A 25,279-nucleotide genomic window follows, 5' to 3' on the forward strand; every position below is an offset into this window, starting at 1 on the left:
GCTTGAAGTCCTTGCGACGGGCATAGAGATTTGGTCTCCGTCAATGTTTGTCCATGCAGGCACGACGCCCCTTAGCGCTGCCCGCACGGAGCCGACGGCTCACGATCCCGCCACGCATCTGCATGACGAGACCGTGGCCGCATCGGCAACCGATGCCGCGCGTGGATGGCCTAATCCCCGCCCAGGCTGATCGGGCCGCCGCTTCCCGTTGTCACCTCGCCGACAAGGTTCGCGGTGAGCGAAGTCGCCGCCGCAGTGGCGCGGCTGAACGCGAAGCGACGGACCGTGCCGGCGGCATTGGAAGAGAGGGGGCTGACCAGGAGGTCCGCCCCCTCGGTCGTGCTGGTCGTCGCCACGTTCACGCCGCTGGCCTTGTCGCCGAAGGGGGCAAATACGGCCATTTCGGTGAAGCTCGCACGCGGATGAGCGATGGCACTGTGGAGATACATCGAGGGGCCGCCATCCAGTGCCGAACCGCTGGAGAACACCTTCACGACACTGCCATCGAGCTGGCCGACGACGATGCGCTCGGCGCCGCCCAGCACGCCGGCCAGCCAGCCGGTGGCGAGCGAGACGCCGCCGCGGTAGTCGTCGCCGAAGGGCTTGAACGTGGTGGTCAGTACCGGCTGAGCGGGCTCCGCCTTGCCGTACGCGTGGCCATGGGCGGCGGGCGCCCCTTCCAGCGCGGCCAGCAGCGGGAAGACGAACACCTTCACCGTGGACGGCACGCCGGGGCCGGGCGCGGTGACGAGGCTCTGCCGGCCGGTGGTGAAGTCGACGAAGCCGGTGCTGAGCGCGACGCCGGAACGATCCTCCGGATAGGGGGCGAACGAGGCGAACAGCTCCGGCGCGGCGCCGACGGCAGGCAATCTGGAGCTGAAGATCTTCACCTCGCTCGGAACGCCCGGTCCCGAGCCGACGATGATGTTGTCGCCGGTGCTGGCACCGTCGATCTGCGCCACCGCCACGCTCACGCCGTTCGTCGACGTTGCATCGAAGGCGGTGAAGCGCGCCAGCTCCCTGGAAAAGGCGGCCGCGCCATCCTTGGCGGCGCCGGACAGCACCACGATCTCGGCCGCGTGGCCGGCTCCCGCGCCGGCGACGAGATCGAAGATGCCGTCATCGTCGACATCGCCCATGGCCACGCTCACCGACCCGGCAAAGCCGGGGAACGGCGTCACCGTCGCGAGCAGCTTGGCGCCATCCAGTATCCTCACGGTGGCCGAGCCGCCGGAGGCGCCGGGCACCGCGACCGCATAGGACGAGATGGCCGGGATGACGTTGACCAGCGCCATGAGGCCGTTGTCCTCGTGATTGAGGCGGTGGCAGTGCATGACGAAGAGACCGGCATAGTCCTCGAATTTGGTGCGGATCGCGAGCTTGCCCGGCTCGATCACCGATTCTTCCGGCCCGAGATTGGGCGCCGGGACGTTGGCGTTGTCGATGCCCTGCATCACCGCCCCGAGCTTCATGCCGATGGTCGGATCGGAAACGCCGGTGATCTGGAAGTCGTTGACGTGGATATGGATGGGGTGCTCGTCATTGTTCTCGTTGCTGAACACCCATTCCTCAACCGAATTCAGCCGGGGCTGCAGGATGGGAACATTCGGGAAGGCGCCGCTGTCGAAGGCATAGATGAAGCTCTTCGGATCGGAGGTGCTGGCGAGATTGTTGAGAAAGCCGCCATTGATGAGGATATGCCGCGTCAGGTCGGGCGTGAGCTTGGACAGGTCTTCAAAGGAGGTGAAGGCACCGAGCGGCTGGCCCTCGGTGAAAGCGGTGGTCTCGCCCTGTCCCTGCGCCGGGACGGCGCGTGCGAGAAGCTGGGTCGGGAACAGGAAGAAGCCGTCATTGTAGCTGACGGCCGAGGGCAGCACGCTGAGCGTGCCGAGCACCGCCGGCAGGTTTTCGCTGCCGTTGTTGGTGTAGAGGACGCCCGGCGCGTTCTCGGTACGTGCTCCGCCGCCCCGCTCCGGCATCTCCAGGATCAGCTCGCCCTCGGCCGGCATGGTCACCGCGATGGCAAAGCGCGACGCCGGGGGAATGGACAGCCGGGTTCCATTCGCGTCGGCGGAGTGGCGCACCAGCGTCGAGGGATTGCCGTCCTGCCCGATGATGGCGATCTTCGGGTGGCGCCCGGTGGCTGTCTCGGTCAGCTGGACGGTGATGTAGGCCATGTCGCTGATATTGGCCAAGACCCAGATTTCGGTCTGCCCCGGCTTGCTGCGCACTACCGGCTGGAACTGGCCGTTCACCGTGAACTGGATGTCGCGCAGATGGTCGGGCAGCGCGGGATTCGCCGGTACGCTGCCTTCCCGACCAGCGATGGCGGTGAAGGCTTGCAGGTTGTTCGGAATGAACTGGAAGCGCCCGCGCATATTGTGGATCGAGAGCGGGCCGGCATACCAAACGGTGGCGAAGCGCGAGCCTTTGTCCGACTGGCCGAAATTCACCGGCGCGAGCACGGGCCGATAAGTGCCATTGGCCAGTTCGCCGGCCGCCGGCGGCGCGAGGGTGCTGACGAATTGCGGCCAGTTGGCATTGTTGAATTGCGGAGAGGGGCCCTGGCGGTCGAAGACGAAGTTGTATTGCAACGCCATGTTGCGGATCGGAATGGCCTTTTGCGTGACGATGGGCAGATTGCCGTCGGTGCGCCCGATCGACAGCATGCCGGCAAGGCCGAGATAGACATGCGCCGCCGTCAGCGTGTGCAGATGCGGGTGGTACCAGTACATGCCCTGCGGCATGTTGGTGGGGATGTCGTAGACATAGGTGTTCGCGGTGCCGACCGGCATGTGGATCAGCACATTGTCCGAATTCGCCTTCGGACTGACATGCAGGCCATGCGTGTGGAGGTTGAGCGGCGATTCCGTCAGCGATGGCGGGTAGATCGGAACCTGGCCGCCGGCTTCGGTATATTTCGGATCGTAGAAGTCGCGGATGGTCAGTCCCGACAGGCCGTTCTCCATGCGCACGACCAGCCGCTCGCCGGGAAATACTTGCAGCGTCGGTGCCGGATAGACGTCGCTGGCGGCGATCTCGCCGTTCGAGGCCTTGCCCCGAACCAATCGGTAGCCGTAGAGGAGCGCGTTCTTGACCGGAACCGAAGCGGTGTCGAGCGTGACCTGCCCCTGATGCGCGGTGAGCACGACCTCGAGCACCCCGTCGACGCTCGACAGCGTCACTGGCTCCCGGAACTCGGGCGGCGTATAGGGCGGGGTCTGGGAGAGGGCGACTCCGACCGTGAGCGGCACGATCACGATGGTTCCCATGATCGCGCGAGCGACGATGCGGACGGTCCAGTTTATTGTAATCACCCGACTTCGCTCCGATTGCGTCGGCGGCATCATCTCTTGCGCCGGAGACGTCGTCGAGGACTATCGCGGTTCCGAAGTGCGAATGCGCCGGCATGTGCCGGACGAGGGGCGAAGGCACGCACCCCGATACAGAGCTGGCTAACTGGACAGGTCGGGCAAACTGCTTTCTCCCGAACGAAACGCCGCTCGCCCCCAGCCTGACCGTGAGGCTGCCGGATGATGCGCCGGGCAAGTCGTCGCGGCTTCGGCTCAGCTTTGCCTGTGGAGGCGGGCAGGGCCCGATGCCGCTCGCCGAGGCCGTGCTTGCCGCGCCGGATCGAAGCGGATCCGGGCAAGAACCTCAGACGAACAGGAAATTGCTGATGGTCAGCTCGGTGAGCTTGGCGTTTTGCAGCACGATACCGTCATGGCCGTCCCAGATCACCACATCGGTGCCGCTCTGGAATGCCGCCGTCAGCACCGCTCCGATCGAGGTGAAGATGGCGCTGTCGAACGCCACCCGATCCTGCGCAACGTTCCAATCGACGAAATAGTCAAGCCCGCTGCCTTCCTCGATGATCGCGTAGTCATAGCCGGCACCGCCGTAATAGGCGTCCCGGCCGGTGCCGCCGGTCATGTAGTCGTTGCCGTCCTCGCCGAACAGCCGGTCGCTGCCGTTATGACCGTAAAGGCTGTCCGACCCCGCCCCGCCATAGAGGTTGTTGGCAAGCGCATTGCCGGTGACGATGTTGCTCTTGCCGTTGCCACCGGCATCAGTGGCGGAGCCGAACAGCACGATGTTCTCGAAGTCGTTGTCGAGACCGCGATTGACCGAGGCCCACAGCGTGTCCGTGCCCTCGCTCGGCTTCTCGAACACGACATCGGAAAGGGTATCGACGACATAGGTGTCGTTGCCGAGACCGCCGATCATGGCATCTGCCCCGGCACCGCCATCGAGCCTGTCATTGCCGGCATTGCCGTAGAGTTCGTCGGCGCCGGCGCCGCCATGCAGGGTGTCGTTGCCGGCATTTCCCCCCATGAGATTGGCGCTGGAATTGCCCCAGACCTCGAGATTGCCGAAGCCCTCCTCGCTTCTGGCCTGCTCGACATAGGTCGGCAACAAATAGCCGCTCACCCGCACATAGGCGGTGTCGATGCCTCCGCCTGCCGCCTCGACGATGGCATCGCCGAGATGGTCGACGACATAGCTGTCATTGCCGACCAACCCGGCCATGGTGTCGGCGCCGGCGCCGCCGTTCAGCACGTTGTCGGCGGCATTGCCGCGCAGAGTGTCGTCGCCCGACCCGCCGATGGCGTTCTCGATCAGCGAGGCCGGGTTATCCTCGAACAGGTAGGAATTATAGACATTGCCCCGCGCATAGACGCCGTCGCCGAGAGAGGCGCGCCGCGACGCCGAGAACAGGCTCGCCCCGCCCGGCGACAGGTCGACCGATACCGCGCTGCCATAGTTCGAGAAGTCGTAGGTATCGATGCCGCCGCCGTCCCAGATGGTCATGAAGACCTTGTTGCCGCCCGGTATGCCCTTGCCGTCGCCGTTTACCGACATCTGGCCGTTGGCGGGATCCCATGTATAGATGTCGTCGGTGGCGAAATAGGAGTAGTCGGCGCCGTAGAGCGTCTGCAGCGCCAGGATATCGAGCGCCATATAGGTCTGCGGATTGTCCCAGGCGCCGGTGGTGTAGTCGGTGCTCTGCGGGCCGCCGGGATAGGAGCGCTGGCTCATCACCGTATATTCGAGCGAATCCCGGTCGGCCGGCACCGCGACATTGGCGACGCCGCCGAGCGCGCTGGCCGATTTCAGGCCCAGCGCTCCGCCGACCATCTGCAGATGGATCAGATAGGCATAGTTGCCGAGCCGCGGGTTCTCGAGATCCCGCGGCGTACCTTCCAGGGCGGTGCCGAAAACGACCTCGCTGCCGGTCGCGGATGGCGGCGAGGTAGTTGCGAACGGATTGGCCGCCTCCGAATTATAGATGAATATATCCCCACCTTCGTAGGGGTTTTCCTGAAGACTTATATTGGTGAAGCCAGAAACACGGTTGTATTTTTGAACGTTATCAACGTTGGTATAATAACTTTGTCCTGTAAGAAATGACCGTATGACCTGGCGTTGTTGTTCCGAAGTGTCGAGGATGGCAGGGTCGTCATTCGAACCATACCAGTCGCCGACGGTAAACGTGACCGTGCCGGACCACTTCGTGTTGCCCAGCAGTCCGTCGATATAAGGATTGCCGGTGGCATCGACCGTCGCAACGCTGGGCATGATCGTCCTCGCGGATTCCAGAGATCCTGCCGTTACGTGTCTCCACGCGAGCCGGCGAACCCGGTAAGGCTAGCAGGAGTAGTTCGCCGTTGGAACGAAGGCGTTCAACTGGCGCGACCTAATTTGGACGATGCTGAAAGAGAAGAGCGCTCCAGTGGGTATCCGGTTCGGCATAGTGGCGCATCGGCGGTTTTTTTGGGTGCGCCGCCGGGGGATGGAGCGGTGTCGCTGGCAGGACCGGGATTGACCTTGCCCAACGGCGCGCCACGTCAGGTGGGTGCCCCAGGCGACGGAGACCATGATGCAGACGATCGACGAACTGCTGTCGGATTTCGAGACGGCCCTGGATGTTCAGGCCTTGGCCCTTGCGAAAGCCCGCCGGAAGGTGCTCACGCCCGATGAGCGCTTGCGGCTCGTCCGGGCAAGCCGCCGATCGTGGGAACAGATGCAGGCGGCCCGGCGCGAGCTGGACCGCCTCGCGGGAAGCTGATCCGAGCTATTTGGGCGGCCCCATGATGTCGGGCACGCCACAATTGGGCGGCGTGCAGTCCGGCAGCTTGATTTCCGCCGCCTGCCCCTCGGGAGGCGGCCCTGGCGGCGGCTGAGTCTCCCCCGTCATCGAATCCGGTGCCGAAGGATCATATGCCGGCTGGCCGGGATCGATCGGCTGCAGGGATCTTGGCACCGGCGCATTGAACGGATCATTGGCCGTCTGCGCGGCAGCCGGCCCGCCAGCCGCCGCGAGTAGCGCCAAAGCTGCCAGCATACTCCTGCGTTTCATCTTCATCGTCCCTCCCATTGGTACGGCTTCGATTGTTCAACTTACACCATGAGCGGGGCGGCGCGTGCGGTGCGCTGCGAGCATCGCCCGCTCCACCTGGGGCTGGGACAGCCTCTCCCGCTGCCCACCCATGTTAGGTACCGGCCGCGGGCGACGATCGAGGTCAACATGTCGAGGATAATCGGAACATGCCGGGCCTGCCGGATCCTCAAGGCGATCGGGTTGGCGCCGACCCGCGGGATACGGGCATTGTCGGGCGTCATGGGGGCGATGGGTGTGAGGCGGCGGCACGGCCCCAGTCTCGGCAGCATTATTGCTGCGGCAGATACAGCAGGTTGCTGAGGTAGGGGCCACGGCCCTCATCCCAGCCTGGAACCATGTTGTAGCGATTAACCAGATAAGGCTGGAAGCCCGAGATATCGGCCCGCTCCACGGCGCTAAACGTCACCGTGCGCCGACCCTTGCGCTCGATCGACGACCATTTCTTCCACTCGAAGGCGAAGTTCTTGATGATGAACTTCTCCGGCGTCTTTTCGAGCCCGACATGGGAGGTATAGAGCAGGATGGGAGCTTCTCCCTCCTCCTCGACCAGCAACGGCCGGGACGCCACGGTGGCCAGGAACGACAGGCAGATCAGCGGGCCCGGCAGATCGACGGTGAGCCTTTCGCCCACCCGCATCTCGATAGCTTTCTTGCAGAACCGGGTGTTCTTGAATTCATGGGTTTCGAGATCGGTCGAGACCTCCGGCAAGACGCAGAATTCGGCCCTGTCGAAAGACGCCGCGCATAGCGAGGCAGGCCAGGACGATGTCGCCGGCAGGGGTTCCGCGAGCAGGTGCTGCGCAAGGTAGCGGCCGAGAATGGGAGCGCCGGTGTCCAGGCCGTAATGAACGCCGTCGCGATAATGTTGCTCGATACGCTTCTGGTCGTTCTGCAGGGAATCGCGCAGGTGCTGGTCGAAATCGACGATCCTGATGTCGTAATGGTCTTTGTAGTGGCCGACGATTTCATGCATGCCGGTGCGGATACGCTCGGTCAGCGCGCGCGTGCGTTCCGGGCGCCGCCCCAGAATGAGGTTGTAGACCTGAATGCGGGGTGCCTGCCGCAGCACGTGGCGCAGCAGTCCCTCATAGGCGCATTGCCAGGTTTCGAATGCATCCGAGGCTATCAGCGACAGATCATTGACAGCGAATTCGATGATGATCTTGTCGAATTTGTCGAGGCCATCGAACAACCTGATATTTTCAAGCCCGATCAGGCAATTATTGGTTCCGACGCTGAGATTTTTGAATGCGGGAGCTTTGATGCCGTTTTGCTTCAGCGATGCGTGGACGTGATCGAGATAGCCGGGCTTCATCACCGAGTTCGACCCGCCGACCACTAATATTTTCATGGCGATGCATCGCTTTCCTTTGGGAAGATGCGACCATCATGACCAGAAAGAGTGCAGCCTTCAAGCTGCACGCATGCCGCGATGCTGCATGCGCCGCGGCGATCCGGCGGCGCCGTTGCGGACCGGCGACCGGCAGCCGGGGCGGCGGGGCGGGTGACCGCGAACTCTACGTCAGGAGATGGCTTCGGACGATGGATCGGCCGGCGTGCGGGACGCCATGCGGATCGTCTCGCAGATCCAGTCGAGCGGTTCCCGGTAGCGCTCGCGGATCTCCCGCGAGCGGCAGGCGAGGTGGTAGCTGAAAATGCCGGGCACCGAGAGTTCGAACAGCCGCACCAAGGTGCCATCCGCCAGATAGTCCCGCACCAGCAGCGACCGCGCCATGGCGATGCCCTGACCGGCCAGCGCCCCGCGCACGGTCAGCGCGACATCGTCCAGCATGATCGATTGGCGGGGGTAGACGATCGGCAGCCCAGCCCGTTCCAGCCAGAGATTCCATGTCACCCGCGAGTGCAGCAGCAGCGGCGCCTCGTGCATCCGTTCGAGGCGGATGGAAGGGTGCCGGGCCAGGAAGCCTGGACTGCAGACCGGGAACACCTCCTCCTCGGCGATTTTCTCGGAGATCATGCCCGGCACGTCGCCGGTGCCGTAGACCAGGGCGACCTCGACGTCGTCCGGACAGGCCTCGGAAAGATCGGCAAGGCTGCGGATGCGCAGCCCGACGCCATCCAGCCGGCGGGTGAGCTCGGACAGGCGCGGCATCAGCCAGTGCTCCATCAGCCCGATCTGCACCGCGAGATTGAGCACCGCGGGGCGGGGCACCGCCGTCTCGTGGGCAACCGCATAGGCATGGCTGAGATAGTCGAGCGCGCGCCGGGTCTCCGCCGCCAGGGTCCGGCCGATTTCGGTCAGCGCCATGCGGTTGCCTTGGCGCAGGAACAGCGGCTGGCCGATGGCTTCCTCCAGCCCGCGTATCTGGTGGCTGATGGCGCTGTGGGTGATGCACATCTCCTCCGCCGCCAGCGAAAAGCTGCCGAGACGGCCGGCGGCTTCGAAGCAGCGCAGCGCCTGCAGGGAGGGAAGAGAACGATAGGGGGGCGTCATGAGCGCACCGTGGCACACCAAGCGGAAGGCGCAGGGATGCGGCCGTAGCGTTGCGCTGTCAATTCGCCTCACATCCGGGTTGAAAATTGGTCAATTGCGACCCCTCACTCCGCTGCCTATGAAACAGGAAAACAACTACCGCGTTCCGGCTGTCGCGCCGGGCGCACCGACCGCGCAGAGCTGAACGTTCTACGCGGCCGATCATCAAATAAAAAAGATAAAAATCTCTGGGAGGACTTTGTGACGATCGAGATAGCCAACAATACAACTGCGTCCGCGCCGAAGACAGCTTGGTATGTCGGCGCGACCAAGGCCCAATGGCAAGCGTTCTGGTCCTCCTATCTGGGCTGGGCGCTAGACATCATGGACCTGCTGCTGTTCGCGATGATGCTCAGCCACATCAGCGCCGATCTTGGCATGTCGCGCTCGACGGCGGGCATGATCGCCTCCGCCAGCCTGGTCGCCACCGCCTTTGGCGGGCTGATCTTCGGCTTCCTCGCCGACCGCATCGGCCGCACCCGCTCCATGGTGCTGTCGATCCTGTGCTACTCGATCGGCACGCTGCTGTGCGGGCTGTCGCAGGATGTGACGCAGCTGCTGCTGTTCCGCATCATCGTCGGCCTCGGCGTCGGCGGCGAATGGTCGGCCGGCGCGGCGCTGATCACCGAAACCTGGCCGGCCCGCCATCGCGGCAAGGTGATGGCCTGGGTGCAGAGCGCCTTCGCCAGCGGTTATGCGCTGGCGGCGATCGTCGCGGCGGTGTTCCTGCCGATCGTCGGCTGGCGCGGCGTGTTCTTCTTCGGCATCGCCCCGGCGCTGCTCGCCTTCTGGATCCGCCGCCACACGCCGGAGCCGGAGATCTGGAAGCAGCAGACCGAGCGGCTGTCGCTTGGTGCCACCATCCGCATGCTGCTGCGCGACCACGGCCGCAGCACGGCGGTGGGCTTCGCCTTCACCGCGGCGGCGATGTGCGGCTATTGGGGGCTGTTCACCTGGATCCCGACCTGGCTCGCCACCCCGGTGGCCAATGGCGGCCCCGGTCTCGATCTGGTGAAGTCGACGACCTGGATCGTGGTCATGCAGGTGGGTGCCGCGCTCGGCTTCATCTCCTTCGGCTATGTCGCCGACTCGCTGGGGCGCAAGGCCGCCTTCGTGATCTATTTCCTGCTCTCGGCGCTGGCGGTGTCGGTCTACACGCTGGTGTCGTCGCCGGCGATGCTGCTCGCCGTCGGCCCGGTGGTGGCCTTCTTCGGCACCGGCTTCTACAGTGGCTTCGCGCCCACCTTCGCCGAGTTGTTCCCGACCAATATCCGGGCGACCGCCCAAGGCTTCATCTACAACGCCGGCCGCGCGGTGAGCGCCCTTGCTCCCGCCGCCGTCGGCATCCTGTCGACGAGCTTCGGCCTCGGAGGCGCGCTTGCCTTCACCGCCGGCTTCTTCCTGCTGGCCGGGCTGATCGTTCTCGTCTTCCTGCCCGAAACCAAGGGAGCCGAGCTTAAATGAACATGGAAACCCGCGTCGTGCCGCCATTCCGCATGGAAGAGTGGCTCGCCGCCGCTGCCGGCGCCCGGCAGATCGACCTCAGCCATCCGATGCAGAAGGGCATGCCGATCCATCCGGCGCACCCGCCCTTCCACATCACCCTCAACAACCGGCATGGCGACGTGCTGCGCTGCTGCGGCCATTCATCCTCCAACGAGCTGATGGTCACCAGTACCCATTCCTCCACCCATATCGACGCGCTGTGCCATGTCTCCGAGCATGGCGCGCTCTACGGCAAGCACATCGCCGCCGAGGAGCAGCAGGGAACCGGCCTGTTCAAGGTGCACGGTGCCGAGACCATCGGCCCGATCTTCCGGCGCGCGGTGCTGCTCGACGTGGCGCGGACGCTCGGCGTCGAGGCGCTGGAGCCGGCCTATGAGATCAGCGTCGCCGATCTCGAAGCCGCCGAGAAGGCGGCGGGCGTCGAAGTGCGGCCGGGCGACATCGCGCTGGTGCGCACCGGCTGGGCGCGCTTCTGGGCGGATTCGCCGCGCTATCTCGGGCTCGATTCCGCCGGCGCGCCGGGGCCGGGCGTCGCCGCCGGCCGCTGGCTGGCCGAGCGCCGGCCGTTCTCGGTCGGCTCCGACACCTCCGCCTTCGAGGTGATGAACCACCACGACATCACCCTCGAAGTGCACATGATCCTGATCGCTCAGAACGGCATCCACATCATCGAAAATCTCGACCTCGAGGAACTCGGCGGCGCGGCGACCGGCGCTTTCGCCTTCGTCGCCCTGCCGGTGCGGATCAGCGGCGCCACCGGCTCGCCGATCCGGCCGATCGCCCTCGTCTGATCTCCAGGAGACATTGCATGCTGACCGAAGAGCAACGCCGCCAGACGGCGGACGATATCCTGCGCGCCGAACGCGAGGGCAAGCCGATCGTGCAGCCGAGCCGCACCTTGCCGGCGATGGAGATCGAGGACGCTTACGGGGTGCAGGATCTGTGGGCGCAGGCGCGCATCGCCGCCGGCGCGCGCATGGTGGGCCACAAGATCGGACTGACCTCGCGCGCCATGCAGATGGCCTCTAAGATGACCGAGCCCGACTATGGCCGCATCCTTGACGACGCGCTGTTCAATGACGGCGCCCAGATCCCGGCCAGCCGCTTCATCAAGCCGCGGCTGGAGGTCGAGCTTGCCTTCATCATGGGCGAGGATCTCGAAGGGCCGGGCTGCCGCATCTACGACGTGATGCGCGCCACCGAATATGTGGTGCCGGCGCTGGAGATCATCGACTACCGCACCGAGGTGCCGCGGGCCATCGTCGACACCATCGCCGACAATGCCGCCTTCGCCGCCATCGTCGTCGGCGGCCGGGTGATCCGGCCGATGGACATCGACATTCGCTGGGTCGGCGCCACCCTGAGCAAGAACGGTATCATCGAGGAGTCCGGCGTCTCCGCCGCCATCATGGGCCATCCGGCGGCGGGCATCGCCTGGCTGGTGAACAAGCTGTCCGCCGTCGGTACCGGGCTGAAGAAGGGCCAGATCGTGCTGGCCGGCTCGTTCACCCGCCCGGTCGATATCGCCGCCGGCGACGTCATCACCGCCGATTACGGCCCGGTCGGCGCGATCAGCGTCGCCTTCACCTGAGGCACCGCCATGGCACACATCACCGCCGACCTGCCACGCAACCACTTCAAGCGGGCCATTCGCGAGCGGCGCCAGCAACTCGGGCTGTGGTGCACGCTGTCGAGCGCCTTCGGCATCGAGGTCGTCGCCGGTTCCGGCTTCGACTGGCTGCTCCTCGACACCGAACATTCGCCGGCCGACGTGCTGACCGTGCTCGGGCAGCTACAGGCGTTGTCCGGCCATGCGGTGGCGCCGGTGGTGCGGCCGGCGAGCAACGATCCGGTGCTGATCAAGCGCTATCTCGACATCGGCGTGCAGACGCTGCTCATTCCCTATGTGCAGAATGCCGAGGAGGCGCGCGCCGCCGTCGCCGCCACCCGCTACCCGCCGGAAGGCCTGCGCGGGGTCTCGGCATTGACCCGCGCCACCCAGTTCGGCCGCGTGCCCGGCTATGGCCGGCGGGCAGGGGAGGAGATCTGCGTGCTGGTGCAGGTGGAGACCGAGGAAGCGCTCGGCGCGATCGACGCCATTGCTGCGGTCGAGGGGGTGGACGGCGTGTTCGTCGGTCCCGGCGATCTCGCGGCCAGCATGGGTCATATCGGCGAGCTCGGCCATCCGGCGGTGGTGGAGGGGGTGACTGGCGCCATCGTCCGCATCGCCGCCAGCGGCAAGCCGGCAGGGGTGCTCACCGCCGACGCCGCACTGGCGCGGCGCTGCATGGAGCTTGGATCGGTGTTCACCGCTGTCGGGGTGGATGTCGGCCTGCTGGCACGCGCCACCGAGGCGCTCGCCGCCGCGTTCCGGCCCGTCGACGGCGGCTGAGCGCCGGGCCGGTACGGTCGCCCCGTCGCGAGAGCCGGGAATGGCTGACGTTGCAGCCATTTTCGGCGATGGACGGCCACCGTTCGAACGGGTCCACTACCTCGCCGGATCCGGCGCTTACTGCGCCGACCCCTTGCCCGGCCCGCGATAGCGGGAAAGCCAGTGTGCGTAGGGCGCTGGCAGCACCCAGGAGGGCTTCTCCTCCCCGAGGGCGAGCGCCAGCTGGTAGGGGTAATGCGGGTTGGCGAGATGCGCCCGGCCGATCATGACAATGTCCATCTGTCCGTCGGCCACGGCGCGCTCGACATCCTGCGGCGCATCGAGGCACCAGGCCGAAGCGACGGGAAGCGCCGCTTCGCGTCGCACGCGTCCGGCCACCGGCGCCAGGAATGCCGGTGCCCATGGCGTCCGGCCGTCGATCGTCGAGAAGCCGATGCTTACATTGAGCAGGTCCAGCCCGCCATCGCGGAAGGCTTTCGCCAGATCGATGGATTCCGCCAGGGTCTCTTCGTCGTTGCCGTCATATTCGATGACGCCGAAACGCGCGGTCAGCGGCAGGTTTTCCGGCCACACCTCGCGCACCGCGGCCAGCGTTTCCAGCAGGAAGCGGCTGCGGCCCGCGAAATCGCCGCCATATTGATCCGTGCGCTGGTTGGCCCCGCGCGAGAAGAAGCTCTGCGCCAGATAGCCATGGGCGAAGTGCAACTCGATCCACTCGAAGCCGGCCGCGAGGGCGCGCCGGGCGGCGGCGGCGAAGTCGGCCTTCACCCGCGCAATATCGTCGAGGGTCATCGCCCGCGGAAGCTTGGGCAGGCCGCCGCCGAACGCGACGGCGGAGGGGGCGATGGTCGGCCAGCCGCGCGGGTCGCCGTCGGGGATGTGGTCGTCGCCTTCCCAGGGAAGATTGGCGCTGGCCTTGCGGCCGGCATGCGCGATCTGGATGCCGGGCACGGCGCCGGCGGCCTTGATGGAGGCGGCAATCTGCGCCAGTCCTTCCACCTGCGCGTCGTTCCACAGGCCGGTGCAGCCCGGCGTGATCCGGCCTTCCGGCGACACGGCGGTGGCCTCGACGACGACCAGTCCCGCGCCGCCACGCGCCATTCCCGGATAATGGATCTGGTGCCATTGGTTGGTCACCCCGTCCACGGCGCGATACTGGCACATGGGTGGCAACGCGATGCGGTTGCGCAAGGTGACGTCCTTCAGGCGGAACGGCGTGAAAACGGCGGACATGCTGAGTTGCTCTCCTCTTGTCGTCAGTTTGCCCGGATCGGCGGCGTGGCGCTGAACCGGCGGTGCTTGAGCGCGTCCGGGCAGGCCGGACACGCGGTGAAATTCTCGGTGATGGTCCCGGCCGGCCTCAGGCTACGGCCGTGATCCGCATGCGCTCCGCGGCAGCGGCGGCGGCTTGTCGAGCGCCCGCTGCGCGGAGAGTGCCGGGCAGGAAACCCCGCCGCGACGTCGAGATCCCGCTGGCCGGGCACGCGCAAAAGCGGCCAGCCGGCTGTCGGTGAATAGCCGGAAAAGTTTCAGTGCTTCTGCAGATATCGGCGACATCCGAACCGTCATTCGCCTGCGACGGTCGACATCCGATCTTTCGGCGTGGGGCCGGAGACTTGGGATTCCGGCCAATGGATCTCATACATGGTGTCATTCCGTCCGGTGCGCGCCGCGCGCTGTCGTGCCTGTCGCTCGCCCTCACATGCGGGCATGGCAGACATTGCGCAAATAACCGGAAGCGATCACTGTCATAACGATGAAAGATATCAGGGCCCTCGATCTCAATCTCTTGCGCACGCTCGACGCGCTGCTCGACGAGCGCAGCGTCACCCGTACCGCCGAGCGGCTGGGCTTCACGCAGCCGGCGGTGAGCGGCATGCTGACGCGACTGCGGGAGAGCTTCGACGATCCGTTGTTCGTGCGCACGCAGCGGGGCATCGTGCCGACCTTGCGGGCGACCGAACTTGCCGGGCCGATCAAGCAGATTCTGAGCGATGTCGAGACGCTGCTGCAGCCATCGGCCTTCGATCCGCTGACGGCCGAATTCACCCTGAACATCGCCGCCACGGACTACACGCTTCAGGCCGTCGTGGTGCCGTTCCTGGCCAAGCTGCGCCGGCAGGCACCCGGCATCCGCATTGCCATCCGTACCGTCGAGGACGACCGGGTGCAGATGCAGTTCGAGCGGGGGGAACTCGATCTGGCGCTGATGACGCCGGAGGCGGCGCCGCCGGACCTGCACGCCCGGCGCCTGTTCGACGAGACCTATGTCTGCGCGCTGCGGACGACGCACCCCGATGCGGCGGCGGGGTCCATCTCCCTCGACCGCTTCTGCGCGCTCGACCATGCGCTGGTCTCCTATGCCGGCGAGCGCTTCTGGGGCGTGACCGACGACGCCCTGACCAGAAGCGGCCGCAAGCGGCGGGTGGTCCTGACGGTGACCAGCTTCCTGGTGCTCGGCGAAGTGCTGCGGGCGACGGACCTGATCGCCGTGGCGCCGCGGCGCCTGGTGTCGTGCGTCGACGGTCTCACCACGCTGGAGCCGCCGGTGGAGATTCCCGGTTTCACCAAGCTGGCGGTCTGGCATGAGCGCACGCATCGCGATCCCGGCCATCGCTGGGTACGCATGCTGCTGTTCGAGACCTGCGGCTGCCTGCAAACCGGGCAGGAGTTCGGTGGGATGGCTGCCAAGGCCTTGCCGGAACCCGAGACGTGCGCGTGACCGGCCGGGGCGCCGGGCACCGCCGGCCGCCGGGCACGATGCTTGCTGCATGAACGAAGTCGTGCGCGCCACCCCGGTGTTCGGTCCCTGAGCGGGCCGGGGGGCGGAAGTGGTGTGAAGGAGAAGCAAATGATGTCCATCGTCATCAAGGGCGGCACCGTCGTCGCCGCCGACCGCTCCTATGTGGCCGACGTGCTGATCGAGGGCGAGACCATTGCCGCGATAGGCGAGGGGCTTTCCGGCGACACCGTGCTCGACGCCAGCGGCACCTATGTGATGCCGGGCGGCATCGATCCGCACACCCATCTCGAAATGCCGTTCATGGGCACCACGGCGGCGGAGACCTGGGAGAGCGGCACGTTCGCGGCGCTGTCGGGCGGCACCACCATGGTGGTCGATTTCGTCATCCCCGACAGCGACGATCTGATCGGGGCGCTCGACGCCTGGGACGCGCGCGCCAGCCGTCAGGCCAGCGCCGACTACTCGTTCCACATGTGCGTCACCGGCTGGTCGGAGGTGATCTTCGCGGCGATGGAGGCGGTGGTCGGGCGCGGCATCAACAGCTTCAAGCATTTCATGGCCTATAAGGGCGCGCTGATGGTCGACGACGACCAGATGTTCGCCTCGTTCCAGCGCTGCGCCGCGCTCGGCGCGCTGCCGCTGGTGCACGCCGAGAACGGCGACATCGTCGCCGCCCTGCAGCAGAAATACCTCGCCGAGGGCATTCGCGGGCCGGAGGCGCATGCCTATTCCCGCCCGCCGGAAGTGGAAGGCGAGGCGGTGAACCGCGCCATCATGATCGCCGATGCCGCCGGGGTGCCGGTCTACATCGTCCATGTGTCCTGCGAGCAGGCGCATGAGGCGATCCGCCGGGCGCGGCAGAAGGGCATGCGGGTCTATGGCGAGCCACTGATCCAGCACCTGACGCTGGACGAGGCGGTCTATCAGCATCCCGACTGGAACTATGCGGCGCAGCGGGTGATGTCGCCGCCGTTCCGCGACAAGGCGCATCAGGACAGCCTGTGGGCCGGGCTGTCGGCCGGCTCGCTGCAGGTAGTGGCGACCGACCATTGCGCCTTCACCACCGCGCAGAAGCGCATGGGACTGGGCGACTTCACCCGCATTCCCAACGGCACCGGCGGGCTGGAGGACCGGATGCCGGTGCTGTGGACCCGCGGTGTAGAGACCGGCCGGCTGACGCCGAACGAGTTCGTCGCGGTGACCTCGACCAATATCGCCCGTATCCTCAACCTCTATCCGCGCAAGGGCGCCATTGTGCCCGGCGCCGATGCGGACATCGTGGTGCTGGACCCCAAGGCGGGAAAGACCATCCGCGCCGCCGGGCAGAAGTCGATCATCGACTACAATGTTTTCGAGGGAGTGGAGGTGCGTGGCCTGCCGCGTTTCACCCTGTCGCGCGGCGAGGTGGTGTTCTCGCAGGGGCGCAACGACGCGCCGCGGCCGGGGCGGGGGCGCTTCATCCCGCGGCCGGCCTTCCCATCGGCAAATCGGGCACTTTCGACGTGGAAGGCGCTGGTGGCGCCGCGCGCCGTGCCACGCGACCCGGCGCTGATGCCGATCGGGGTGTAGCCGAGGCGGCCGGGCAGGCGGCACAGCTTGGCCGCCTCGCGCGTGCGGCTCAGTCCCCCGGAGGGGGCGCGGTCATCATCGGTGCAGGCGGCTCGTCCGTAGCCGCGAGGTAGCCATGCGCCAGCACCTTCTCCAGCGCCTGACGCGTCGTGCCGCAGGCTTCCGCCCTGTTCAGCACCCAGGCGATGCCAAGGGCACTGAGGAACAGCTCGTTCGCCGTCACCGTCGCACGGGCGCGCCCGTCCTGCTGCGCGCGGACGAGGAACTCATCCGTCAGCGACACCAGTGCATTGCAGGAAAGGCAGAGCGGCGATTCCCGTTCCTTTACCGCGGCCAGAACCGGCGCCGGCAACCCGTTGAAGCTGCGCAGGTAATCCTGCAACGCCCCGAGCCAGGCGCCGAGCGCCGCACCGGAATCGGCGAGCTTTCCGGCCCGCTGCGCGCATGCCAGCAATTCCTTCTGCTGGTCCTCCAGCGCCGCGGCGAGCAACGCCTCGCGTGAAGGGAAATGGCGGTACAGCGTGCCGGCCCCGACCTCCGCCTCGCGGGCGATCTCCTCGAGCGACGCGTTGATGCCATGCAACGAGAAGTGCCGCATGGCGGTGCGCAGGATGCGCTCGCGATTGCGCCGCGCATCGGCGCGCAGCCGGGACGGTTCACCACTCACAACGTCGGTACTCATGCGCGTTCGGCTGCTTGATCCGGTTGACTAGATATGGAGGCAGTCTCCATATAGCACCGAGATAAGTGGAGACAATCTCCGTTTTCTGACGGCAGCAAGGGGCGTATCAGCCCATGCCGTCCGATTGCGGTGCGCTGGGAGCAAGCGATGACGGCACTGTCCATTCTCGAACTCGTCCGCATCACCGAAGATACCGATGCACGGGGGGCGCTCGACAATGCCCGCGACCTTGCGGCTCACGCGGAAAAATGGGGCTATGGCCGCATCTGGGTGGCCGAGCATCACAACATGCCGGGCATCGCCAGCGCCGCGACCTCGGTGGTGCTGGCCCATATCGCCGCCGGTTCGACGCGCATACGGGTCGGCGCCGGCGGCATCATGCTGCCCAATCATTCGCCCTATGTGATCGCCGAGCAGTTCGGCACGCTGGCGCAGCTGTTTCCCGGCCGCATCGACCTTGGGCTCGGCCGAGCGCCGGGCACCGACCAGACGACGCTGCGCGCCTTGCGCCGCACCAACGAATCCGCCGAGAGCTTCCCCCAGGACGTGCTCGAATTGCAGGCTTTCCTTGCGCCGGCCGGACCCGGCCAGCGGATCCAGGCGGTGCCGGCGGCGGGAACCGAAGTGCCGTTGTGGATTCTCGGCTCCAGCAATTTCGGGGCGATGCTCGCCGCCGAGCTCGGCCTTCCCTACGCCTTCGCCTCGCATTTCGCGCCGGAAATGCTGCTTTCGGCGCTCGACATCTATCGCAGCCGCTTCAAGCCGTCGGCGCAGCTGAGTCGTCCCTATGCCATGGTCGGCGTCAACGTCATCGCCGCGCCGACCGATGCCGAAGCGCGCCGGCTGGCGACGACGCAGCAAATGTCGTTCGCCGATATCTTCCGCGGCGCCCGCGGCCTGAGCCGGCCACCGATCGACGACATTGAGAGCTATTGGTCGCCGATGGAGAAGGCGCAGGCGATGCGCATGCTCGCCCGCTCCATCATCGGTTCGCCGGAGACGGTGCGTGCCGGCCTTGCCGCGCTGGTCGCCGAGACTGGGGCCGATGAACTCATCGTGGTGTCGGACGTCTACGACCATGCCCAGCGGCTGCGCTCGGTGGAACTGATCGCCCAGGCCGCCGGTATCCAGACTGAATCGGCGGCGGTTGCTGCCGCCGAGCCGGAGCCGGCGCTGGAAGGACGCTGAGCGCCTTCGGTCACGCGGTCGGGCTGTCGGACCGTATGTCGGCCGGGTGCAGCAGCGGGCGCAGTGCGGCCTGAACCCGTCGCAGCGCCGGCAGATAGAGCGCCGGCATCTGCGCGGCCGGGATTTGCGATGCCGAAGCGCCGATATTCAGCGCGGCCGCCACGCGACCGCGCGCGTCGACCAGCAGCACGGCGATGGAGCACAGGCCGAGCTCGAGTTCCTGGTCGATGACAGCATAGCCCTGCTCGCGCACGCGCCGGCATTCGTCGATGACCGCATCCACGGTGGTACGGGTGAACGGTGTGAGCGCGTGCAGCTGCGAGCGCTCCAGGATTGCGCGTGCCTCCACTTCCGGCAGCGCCGCCAGCAGGACCCGGCCCATCGAGGCACACCAGGCCGGAAGCCGCGAGCCCGGCATCAGGCTGATCGACATCACCCGCTTCTGCGCCGCGCGGGCGATGTAGACGATTTCCGTTCCCTCCAGAACGCTGGCCGAAGCGCTCTGGCCGACCTCCTCGGAGAGAGCGTCGAGATGCGGCTGGATCAGCCGGGGCAGCGGGGTGGCGGCAAGATAGGCATGGCCGAGCCGCAGCACCTTCGGCGTCAGCTCGAAATGCTTGCCGTCATGACGGGCATAGCCGAGCTCGACCAGCGTCAGAAGACAGCGCCGCGCCGTCGCCCTATCGAGGCCGGTGGTCGCGGAGATATGGGTGATGGTCAGTTTGGGGGTCGCGGCGTTGAAGGCCTCGATGACCTGCAATCCCTTTGCAAAACCGCCGACGAAGTCGGTCTGTTTCACCTTCGCTCTCCATATTGGTGCGATATATGAACAAATATCAAATAGCGCACAAAATTCTTGCTGTCGACCGGTCTCGCCTCTATCCCTTTGCTCAAGGTGCCCCGAGCCAATGAGGGTACAGCCTAGGGAGTGACGTCGTGGACAAGAGGGTCGGCAGCGTCGCGGACGCGGTCGCCGGGATCGGCAATGGCGCGCGGGTGATGATCGGCGGCTTCGGCGGCGCCGGCGCGCCGATCGAGTTGATCCATGCGCTGATCGACAAGCGGCCGAGAGATCTCACCGTTATCAACAATAATGCCGGTACCGGCCGGGTCGGCTTGGCAGCGATGATCGATGCCGGCATGGTCCGCAAGATGATCTGTTCCTTCCCGCGCTCCTCCGATCCGCGCGCCTTCACGGAAAAATACCTCGCCGGGGAGATCGAGCTGGAACTGGTGCCGCAGGGCACGCTGGCCGAACGCATTCGTGCCGGCGGCGCCGGGATACCCGCTTTCTACACGCCGACCGCCTATGGAACCGAACTCGCCGAGGGCAAGCCCATCGCGGAGTTCGACGGCCGCCGTTACGTACAGGAGCGCTGGCTCAAGGCCGATTTCGCACTGGTGAAGGCGCATCTCGGCGACCCGCAGGGCAACCTCACCTATAACAAGGCGGCGCGCAATTTCAGCCCGCTGATGTGCATGGCGGCGGCGACCACCATCGTGCAGGTGTCACGGCTGGCGGCGGCCGGCGACATTGATCCCGAGAGCGTGGTTACGCCCGGCATCTTCGTCGACCGGGTGGTCGAGGTGCCGCATCCGCAGCAGGAGGAAGATCTCGTCCGCGCCGGGGCGGCCTGCGCATGACACAAAATACCCGGCCGAACAGCAGGCTTTCCAACGCCCAGATCGCCTGGCGCGCCGCGCAGGACATCGCCGACGGCGCCTATGTCAATCTCGGCATCGGCTTACCGGAAATGGTAGCGAGCTATCAGCCGCCGGGGCGCGAGGCCATCTTCCATACCGAGAACGGCATCCTCAATTTCGGCGAGCCGCCGGCGCCGGGCGAGGAGGATTGGGACCTAATCAATGCCGGCAAGAAGGCAGTGACGCTGAAGCTGGGCGCCGCGTTCTTCCACCACGCCGACAGCTTCGCCATGGTGCGCGGCGGCCATCTCGACGTGGCGATCCTCGGCGCCTACCAGGTGTCGCAGAAGGGCGATCTCGCCAATTGGCGGGTCGGCAGCACCGGCGTGCCGGCGGTAGGCGGCGCCATGGATCTGGTGCACGGCGCCCGCCAGGTTTTCGTCATCACCGAGCACCTGACCAAGGCCGGCGAGCCGAAGCTGGTCGAGGCCTGCTCCTTCCCGCTCACCGGCGTCGCCTGCGTCACCCGCGTCTACACCAGCCACGCGGTGGTCGACATCGCTGATGGGCGCTTCGTGCTGCGGGAGAAGCTGCCGGGGCAGGCGTTCGCCGAGTTGCAGGCGATGACCGGCGCCACGCTGCATGTCGACGGCGAGGTTGCCGATCTCGTCGCGCCGGACATATGAGGAGCGGGCGTATGGCCGAAGCGTTCATCTGCGCCTATCTGCGCACGCCGATCGGCCGTTTCGGTGGCGCGCTGTCGGGCGTCCGCGCCGACGATCTCGGCGCGATCCCGCTCAAGGCGCTGAAGGCCGGGCACCCGTCGCTGGATTGGGAGGCGGTGGATGACGTCATCCTCGGCTGCGCCAACCAGGCCGGCGAGGACAACCGCAACGTTGCCCGCATGAGCGGGCTGCTGGCGGGCCTGCCGGTCTCGGTGGGCGGAACCACCATCAACCGGCTGTGCGGCTCCGGCATGGACGCCGTCGTCACCGCCGCCCGCGCCATCAAGGCAGGAGAGGCCGAGCTCGTCCTCGCTGGCGGCGTCGAGAGCATGAGCCGGGCGCCCTTCGTGCTGCCCAAGGCCGAGAACGCCTTCTCTCGCAAGGCCGAGATCCACGACACCACAATCGGCTGGCGCTTCGTCAATCCGCTGATGCGGGCGCAGTACGGCGTCGATTCCATGCCGGAGACCGGCGACAACGTCGCCATCGATTATCGCGTCTCGCGCGAGGATCAGGACGCCTTCGCGGCGGCGAGCCAGGCCAAGGCGGCGGCGGCGCAGGCGAATGGCCGGCTGGCGCGGGAGATCACGCCGGTGAGCATTCCGCAGAGAAAGGGCGACCCTTTCGTGGTCGACCGCGACGAGCATCCGCGCGCCACCAGCCTCGAGGCGCTGGCAAAGCTGAAGCCGATCAACGCCATTGCCGGCGCCACCGTCACCGCCGGCAATGCGTCCGGGGTGAACGACGGCGCGGCGGCTCTGATCGTCGCCACCGAGGCGGTGGCGCGTCGGCACGGGCTGACGCCGATCGCCCGTATCCTCGGCGGCGCCATCGCCGGCGTACCGCCGCGGGTGATGGGCGTCGGCCCGGCACCGGCGAGCGAGAGATTGATGGCGCGGCTGGGCCTCGCGTCGGAGCGCTTCGACGTCATCGAGCTCAACGAAGCCTTCGCCTCGCAGGGGCTCGCCACGCTGCGCCTGCTCGGCATTGCCGACGACGATCCGCGCGTGAACCGCAATGGCGGGGCGATCGCGCTCGGCCATCCGCTCGGCATGTCCGGCGCCCGCCTCGCCGGCACGGCCGGGCTGGAGCTCAGTCTCACGGGCGGGCGCTTCGCCCTCGCCACCATGTGCATCGGCGTCGGGCAGGGGATCGCCATGGCGCTGGAGCGTGTCTAGGCACGCGGCGTTCAAACCAGAAGGGGACGGACGATGGGGCACTGCATCTATGTGTTGAACGGGCCGAATCTCAATCTGCTCGGCCAGCGCGAACCGACGATCTACGGTACCACGACGCTGGCGCAGATCGCGGAACGTTGCGCCGCCAAGGCCGGATCGCTGGGGTTCGAGGTCGAGTTCCGGCAGACCAATTTCGAGGGCGAGCTGGTCGAGAGCGTGCAACAGGCGCGTGGCGAGGCGTGCGGCATCGTCATCAATCCGGCCGGCTACACCTTCACCTCGGTCGCGCTCATGGACGCGCTGAAGATGTTCGACGGCCCGAAGATCGAGTTGCACATCTCGAACGTGCATGCGCGGGAGAGCGTCTATCACAAATCGCTGATCTCGCCGGTGGTGACCGGCGTGATGATCGGCTTCGGCGCCGGGGGCTACGAACTGGCGATCCAGGCGATGGCGGCCTTGGCCGGCAAGGCCTGAGGGTAGGCGCGGCACCCGGGCGCACCCCGGCCGATGGGAGGCGAGATCAGTGACGCAGCATATGCATCACCGTGTCGATGGCGGCCTGGCGGCGCTGCGGCAGCACGTCGGGCGCGCCCATGTCATGGCCGAACACCTGCCGGATGCTGGCGCGGTTCGACACGTTGTAGAAACTGAGCGCGCTGATGGTGAGGTGGATGTCGAGCGCCTCGATGCCCGGCCGGAACAGGCCCTCAGCGACGCCCCGCCGGTAGATATCCCGGATCACATCGATGATCGACAGGTTGAGCGTGGCGATCTTGGTGGAACTGGCGAGGTGGCGAGCATGGTGGATGTTCTCGATCATCACCATCCGCACGAAATCCGGGTTGTCGGCGTGGTAATCGAAAGTGAAGCCGGTGAGCTTGGCCATCGCCTCGTCCGGGGGCAGGGCGGCGAGATCGAGGCTGCGTTCGAAGCGCCTGATACGGTCGTACATCTCCTCGATGACGGCGCGGTACAGGCCCTCCTTGTCGCCGAAATAGTAATAGATCATCCGCTTGCTGGTCGCCGTCTTGGCGGCGATCTCGTCGACACGCGCGCCGCTGAGGCCGTGCTCGACGAATTCGATACGCGCGGCGTCGAGAATGCTGCGCCGCACGCCTTCGGGATCCTGAGTCCACGACAGCGATTTCCTGTTGGGTCGAAGGGGAGTGTCTGTCTTGTCCATCAAGCACCAAAAAAGGCGCGCAGCGGCGCTGCGGAAAGCGTCAAGGTGAAATGTACCATCTGGTCCATTCGTCTTGACCAAATGAACTAGTTGGTACATTTTATCATTCGCCAAAAACATCGCGCAAGCCACGCGTTGGTATCTGCCGAGCCGCCCGCAGAGGCGCCGGATAAGGGAAACGGACCGACCCGCAGAAGGTCGGCTGTCGAGGAAACGCCATGAACTACGTGCTCGATTTCACGCCCGTGCTCGACGGGCTGCCGGATCTGCTCGCCGGCTGCCTCGGCACCCTGCTGCTCGCGCTGGGCGGGATGGCGATCGCCATCGTCATCGGCATTAGCGGGGTGGTGCTGCGCGACTCCCGCCACAAGCCGATACGCTGGGCGGTGAAGGGCTTTGTCGAGCTGATCCGCAACACGCCGTTCCTGGTGCAGATCTACTTCATCTATTTCGCGCTGCCGCTGGCCGGCCTGCGGCTCGACCCGACGCCGACCGCCATTCTCGCCCTCGGCATCAATGGCGGCGCCTATGCGATCGAGATCATCCGCGGCGGGGCGCAGTCGATCAGTCGCGGCCAGGTCGAGGCCGGGCTGGCGCTGGGCCTGCACAAGGGCCTGGTGTTCCGCCTGATCGTGCTCAAGCCGGCGCTGCGGGCGGTTTTCCCCTCGCTCACCAGCCAGTTCATTCTGCTCACCCTGACCACCAGCGTCGCCTCGGCGATCTCGGCCTATGAGCTGACCTCGGTGGCGCAGCGCATCGAGTCCGAGAGCTTCCGCAGCTTCGAGGTCTTCGGCGTCATCACGCTGCTCTATCTCGGCATTTCCTGGCTGATGATGAGCTTCTTCTCGACGATCTCGACCCGCTATTTCAGCTATCCGGTGAAGTGAGGGAAAAATGGGGCTCGGCGAATTCCTGTTCCTTCTCACCGGGCTGAAATGGACGGTCGCGCTGTCGGCGATCGGCTTCGTCTGCGGCTCGGTCGGCGGGCTCGCCATCGCGCTGCTGCGTACCTCCGGCGTGCGGGGGCTGGAGCGACTGGCGGCGGGATACATCGCCCTGTTCCAGGGCACGCCACTGCTGATGCAGCTGTTCGTGGTCTATTACGGGCTGGCGCTGATCGGCCTGCATCTCAGCGCCTGGGTCGCCGTCTCCATCGGCTTCACCCTGCATGCGAGCGCCTATCTCGGCGAGATCTGGCGCGGCTCCATCGACGCGGTGCCGCGCGGCCAGACCGAGGCCGCCAGCGCGCTGAACCTGAAATATACCTCGCGGATGAAGGATGTGGTGTTGCCGCAGGCGATCCGCATCTCGCTGCCGGCGACCATCGGCTTTCTGGTGCAGCTCATCAAGGGCACCTCGCTCGCCTCCATCGTCGGCTTCACCGAGCTGGCACGGGCCGGCAACATCGTCTCGAACCAGATCTTCGAGCCGCTCCTCGTCTTCGGGATCGTCGGCATTCTCTACTTCCTGATGTGCTGGCCGCTGTCGCTTTACGGCTCGCATCTCGAAAACCGTCTCGCCGTCGCCTCGCGGTGACGGTGCAGCCAAGCAAGAAACTGAAAACGCCAC

The 25,279-nt window shown here is 66.3% G+C and carries 23 protein-coding genes; 14 read left to right on the forward strand and 9 right to left on the reverse strand.

Annotated elements, in window-relative coordinates:
* Positions 1-170: 170 nt before the first annotated feature.
* Both KHC24_RS05415 and KHC24_RS05420 read right to left on the reverse strand, forming a co-directional pair.
* On the reverse strand, positions 171-3,317 hold the full coding sequence (locus tag KHC24_RS05415; RefSeq protein WP_271180654.1) for a multicopper oxidase family protein: 3,147 nt from the start codon (positions 3,315-3,317) through the stop codon (positions 171-173).
* 340 nt (positions 3,318-3,657) lie between these two features.
* Entirely contained in the window at positions 3,658-5,580 is a 1,923-nt protein-coding gene (locus KHC24_RS05420) for a M10 family metallopeptidase C-terminal domain-containing protein (RefSeq protein ID WP_213360155.1), read from the reverse strand.
* A 298-nt stretch (positions 5,581-5,878) separates the two neighbouring features.
* Between KHC24_RS05420 and KHC24_RS05425 the strand changes: the two genes are divergently transcribed.
* Entirely contained in the window at positions 5,879-6,070 is a 192-nt protein-coding gene (locus KHC24_RS05425) for a hypothetical protein (protein ID WP_213360158.1), read from the forward strand.
* Between the two features lie 6 nt (positions 6,071-6,076).
* Here the strand turns inward: KHC24_RS05425 and KHC24_RS05430 are convergent, their stop codons facing one another.
* The 3 genes from KHC24_RS05430 to KHC24_RS05440 form a co-directional block, all read right to left on the reverse strand.
* Entirely contained in the window at positions 6,077-6,367 is a 291-nt protein-coding gene (locus KHC24_RS05430) for a hypothetical protein (protein ID WP_246546162.1), read from the reverse strand.
* Between the two features lie 304 nt (positions 6,368-6,671).
* Entirely contained in the window at positions 6,672-7,754 is a 1,083-nt protein-coding gene (locus tag KHC24_RS05435) for an SGNH/GDSL hydrolase family protein (RefSeq protein ID WP_213360162.1), read from the reverse strand.
* A 171-nt stretch (positions 7,755-7,925) separates the two neighbouring features.
* Positions 7,926-8,858 (reverse strand): LysR substrate-binding domain-containing protein, encoded by a 933-nt coding sequence (locus tag KHC24_RS05440; protein WP_213360165.1) that lies wholly within the window; start codon positions 8,856-8,858, stop codon positions 7,926-7,928.
* A 240-nt stretch (positions 8,859-9,098) separates the two neighbouring features.
* Between KHC24_RS05440 and KHC24_RS05445 the strand changes: the two genes are divergently transcribed.
* From KHC24_RS05445 to KHC24_RS05460, 4 genes are read left to right on the forward strand one after another with little or no spacing between them, the layout of a single operon-like run.
* Positions 9,099-10,361: an MFS transporter gene (locus KHC24_RS05445; RefSeq protein ID WP_213360167.1), complete on the forward strand. Its 1,263-nt coding sequence runs from the start codon at positions 9,099-9,101 to the stop codon at positions 10,359-10,361.
* Positions 10,358-11,194, forward strand: a complete 837-nt coding sequence (locus KHC24_RS05450; RefSeq protein ID WP_213360169.1) for a cyclase family protein — start codon at positions 10,358-10,360, stop codon at positions 11,192-11,194. Before KHC24_RS05445 ends, KHC24_RS05450 begins: the two co-directional genes overlap by 4 nt.
* Positions 11,195-11,211: 17 nt before the next feature.
* Positions 11,212-11,994: a 2-oxo-hept-4-ene-1,7-dioate hydratase gene (gene hpaH / locus KHC24_RS05455; protein WP_213360171.1), complete on the forward strand. Its 783-nt coding sequence runs from the start codon at positions 11,212-11,214 to the stop codon at positions 11,992-11,994.
* Positions 11,995-12,003: 9 nt separating this feature from the next.
* Positions 12,004-12,795 (forward strand): aldolase/citrate lyase family protein, encoded by a 792-nt coding sequence (locus KHC24_RS05460; RefSeq protein ID WP_213360173.1) that lies wholly within the window; start codon positions 12,004-12,006, stop codon positions 12,793-12,795.
* A gap of 117 nt (positions 12,796-12,912) precedes the next feature.
* Here the strand turns inward: KHC24_RS05460 and KHC24_RS05465 are convergent, their stop codons facing one another.
* Positions 12,913-14,028 (reverse strand): NADH:flavin oxidoreductase/NADH oxidase, encoded by a 1,116-nt coding sequence (locus KHC24_RS05465; protein ID WP_213360182.1) that lies wholly within the window; start codon positions 14,026-14,028, stop codon positions 12,913-12,915.
* Between the two features lie 523 nt (positions 14,029-14,551).
* Here KHC24_RS05465 and KHC24_RS05470 point away from each other — a divergent pair.
* Both KHC24_RS05470 and hydA read left to right on the forward strand, forming a co-directional pair.
* Positions 14,552-15,517, forward strand: a complete 966-nt coding sequence (locus tag KHC24_RS05470) for a LysR family transcriptional regulator (RefSeq protein ID WP_213360185.1) — start codon at positions 14,552-14,554, stop codon at positions 15,515-15,517.
* A gap of 132 nt (positions 15,518-15,649) precedes the next feature.
* The gene (gene hydA / locus KHC24_RS05475) at positions 15,650-17,107 is read left to right on the forward strand and encodes a dihydropyrimidinase (RefSeq protein ID WP_213361231.1); all 1,458 of its coding nucleotides are present in this window, start codon (positions 15,650-15,652) and stop codon (positions 17,105-17,107) included.
* A 49-nt stretch (positions 17,108-17,156) separates the two neighbouring features.
* On the opposite strand, the gene KHC24_RS05480 is transcribed toward hydA, so the two are convergent.
* Entirely contained in the window at positions 17,157-17,789 is a 633-nt protein-coding gene (locus tag KHC24_RS05480) for a TetR/AcrR family transcriptional regulator (protein WP_213360193.1), read from the reverse strand.
* Between the two features lie 147 nt (positions 17,790-17,936).
* Between KHC24_RS05480 and KHC24_RS05485 the strand changes: the two genes are divergently transcribed.
* Positions 17,937-18,977 (forward strand): LLM class flavin-dependent oxidoreductase, encoded by a 1,041-nt coding sequence (locus KHC24_RS05485; protein WP_213360196.1) that lies wholly within the window; start codon positions 17,937-17,939, stop codon positions 18,975-18,977.
* A 10-nt stretch (positions 18,978-18,987) separates the two neighbouring features.
* On the opposite strand, the gene KHC24_RS05490 is transcribed toward KHC24_RS05485, so the two are convergent.
* Entirely contained in the window at positions 18,988-19,776 is a 789-nt protein-coding gene (locus tag KHC24_RS05490; RefSeq protein WP_213360211.1) for an IclR family transcriptional regulator domain-containing protein, read from the reverse strand.
* Positions 19,777-19,913: 137 nt separating this feature from the next.
* On the opposite strand from KHC24_RS05490, the gene KHC24_RS05495 reads away from it, so the two are divergent.
* Genes KHC24_RS05495 through aroQ form a run of 4 tightly spaced genes read left to right on the forward strand, consistent with a single transcriptional unit; the run spans position 19,914 to position 23,001 of the window.
* A complete protein-coding gene (locus tag KHC24_RS05495; protein WP_213360219.1) occupies positions 19,914-20,621 on the forward strand; it encodes a 3-oxoacid CoA-transferase subunit A in 708 nt (235 codons plus the stop codon).
* Positions 20,618-21,307 (forward strand): 3-oxoacid CoA-transferase subunit B, encoded by a 690-nt coding sequence (locus KHC24_RS05500; protein ID WP_213360222.1) that lies wholly within the window; start codon positions 20,618-20,620, stop codon positions 21,305-21,307. Before KHC24_RS05495 ends, KHC24_RS05500 begins: the two co-directional genes overlap by 4 nt.
* Before the next feature lie 11 nt (positions 21,308-21,318).
* The gene (gene pcaF, locus KHC24_RS05505; RefSeq protein WP_213360225.1) at positions 21,319-22,524 is read left to right on the forward strand and encodes a 3-oxoadipyl-CoA thiolase; all 1,206 of its coding nucleotides are present in this window, start codon (positions 21,319-21,321) and stop codon (positions 22,522-22,524) included.
* Between the two features lie 33 nt (positions 22,525-22,557).
* Positions 22,558-23,001 carry a type II 3-dehydroquinate dehydratase gene (aroQ, locus tag KHC24_RS05510; RefSeq protein WP_213360229.1) on the forward strand — a complete coding sequence of 148 codons (444 nt, stop codon included), beginning with the start codon at positions 22,558-22,560 and terminating at the stop codon, positions 22,999-23,001.
* Positions 23,002-23,047: 46 nt separating this feature from the next.
* Here the strand turns inward: aroQ and KHC24_RS05515 are convergent, their stop codons facing one another.
* Positions 23,048-23,641: a TetR/AcrR family transcriptional regulator gene (locus tag KHC24_RS05515; protein ID WP_271180656.1), complete on the reverse strand. Its 594-nt coding sequence runs from the start codon at positions 23,639-23,641 to the stop codon at positions 23,048-23,050.
* Between the two features lie 287 nt (positions 23,642-23,928).
* Here KHC24_RS05515 and KHC24_RS05520 point away from each other — a divergent pair, with 287 nt between their 5' ends.
* Positions 23,929-24,597, forward strand: a complete 669-nt coding sequence (locus KHC24_RS05520) for an amino acid ABC transporter permease (protein WP_213360239.1) — start codon at positions 23,929-23,931, stop codon at positions 24,595-24,597.
* A 7-nt stretch (positions 24,598-24,604) separates the two neighbouring features.
* Entirely contained in the window at positions 24,605-25,246 is a 642-nt protein-coding gene (locus KHC24_RS05525) for an amino acid ABC transporter permease (RefSeq protein WP_213360242.1), read from the forward strand.
* The last annotated feature ends 33 nt before the right edge of the window (positions 25,247-25,279 follow it).

Origin of the sequence: Ancylobacter defluvii, from assembly GCF_018390605.1 — a bacterium.
GTDB lineage: Bacteria > Pseudomonadota > Alphaproteobacteria > Rhizobiales > Xanthobacteraceae > Ancylobacter > Ancylobacter defluvii.

Bases quoted from the DNA above. Each gene is read 5' to 3' on its own strand.
- KHC24_RS05485 (WP_213360196.1), top strand. From the start codon at position 17,937: ATGACGGCACTGTCCATTCTCGAACTCGTCCGCATCACCGAAGATACC.
- KHC24_RS05420 (WP_213360155.1), bottom strand. From the start codon at position 5,580: ATGCCCAGCGTTGCGACGGTCGATGCCACCGGCAATCCTTATATCGAC.
- pcaF (WP_213360225.1), top strand. From the start codon at position 21,319: ATGGCCGAAGCGTTCATCTGCGCCTATCTGCGCACGCCGATCGGCCGT.
- hydA (WP_213361231.1), top strand. From the start codon at position 15,650: ATGTCCATCGTCATCAAGGGCGGCACCGTCGTCGCCGCCGACCGCTCC.
- KHC24_RS05465 (WP_213360182.1), bottom strand. From the start codon at position 14,028: ATGTCCGCCGTTTTCACGCCGTTCCGCCTGAAGGACGTCACCTTGCGC.
- KHC24_RS05450 (WP_213360169.1), top strand. From the start codon at position 10,358: ATGAACATGGAAACCCGCGTCGTGCCGCCATTCCGCATGGAAGAGTGG.
- KHC24_RS05435 (WP_213360162.1), bottom strand. From the start codon at position 7,754: ATGAAAATATTAGTGGTCGGCGGGTCGAACTCGGTGATGAAGCCCGGC.
- KHC24_RS05520 (WP_213360239.1), top strand. From the start codon at position 23,929: ATGAACTACGTGCTCGATTTCACGCCCGTGCTCGACGGGCTGCCGGAT.
- KHC24_RS05425 (WP_213360158.1), top strand. From the start codon at position 5,879: ATGATGCAGACGATCGACGAACTGCTGTCGGATTTCGAGACGGCCCTG.
- KHC24_RS05480 (WP_213360193.1), bottom strand. From the start codon at position 17,789: ATGAGTACCGACGTTGTGAGTGGTGAACCGTCCCGGCTGCGCGCCGAT.
- KHC24_RS05430 (WP_246546162.1), bottom strand. From the start codon at position 6,367: ATGAAGATGAAACGCAGGAGTATGCTGGCAGCTTTGGCGCTACTCGCG.
- KHC24_RS05500 (WP_213360222.1), top strand. From the start codon at position 20,618: ATGACACAAAATACCCGGCCGAACAGCAGGCTTTCCAACGCCCAGATC.
- KHC24_RS05440 (WP_213360165.1), bottom strand. From the start codon at position 8,858: ATGACGCCCCCCTATCGTTCTCTTCCCTCCCTGCAGGCGCTGCGCTGC.
- aroQ (WP_213360229.1), top strand. From the start codon at position 22,558: ATGGGGCACTGCATCTATGTGTTGAACGGGCCGAATCTCAATCTGCTC.
- KHC24_RS05470 (WP_213360185.1), top strand. From the start codon at position 14,552: ATGAAAGATATCAGGGCCCTCGATCTCAATCTCTTGCGCACGCTCGAC.
- KHC24_RS05525 (WP_213360242.1), top strand. From the start codon at position 24,605: ATGGGGCTCGGCGAATTCCTGTTCCTTCTCACCGGGCTGAAATGGACG.
- hpaH (WP_213360171.1), top strand. From the start codon at position 11,212: ATGCTGACCGAAGAGCAACGCCGCCAGACGGCGGACGATATCCTGCGC.
- KHC24_RS05460 (WP_213360173.1), top strand. From the start codon at position 12,004: ATGGCACACATCACCGCCGACCTGCCACGCAACCACTTCAAGCGGGCC.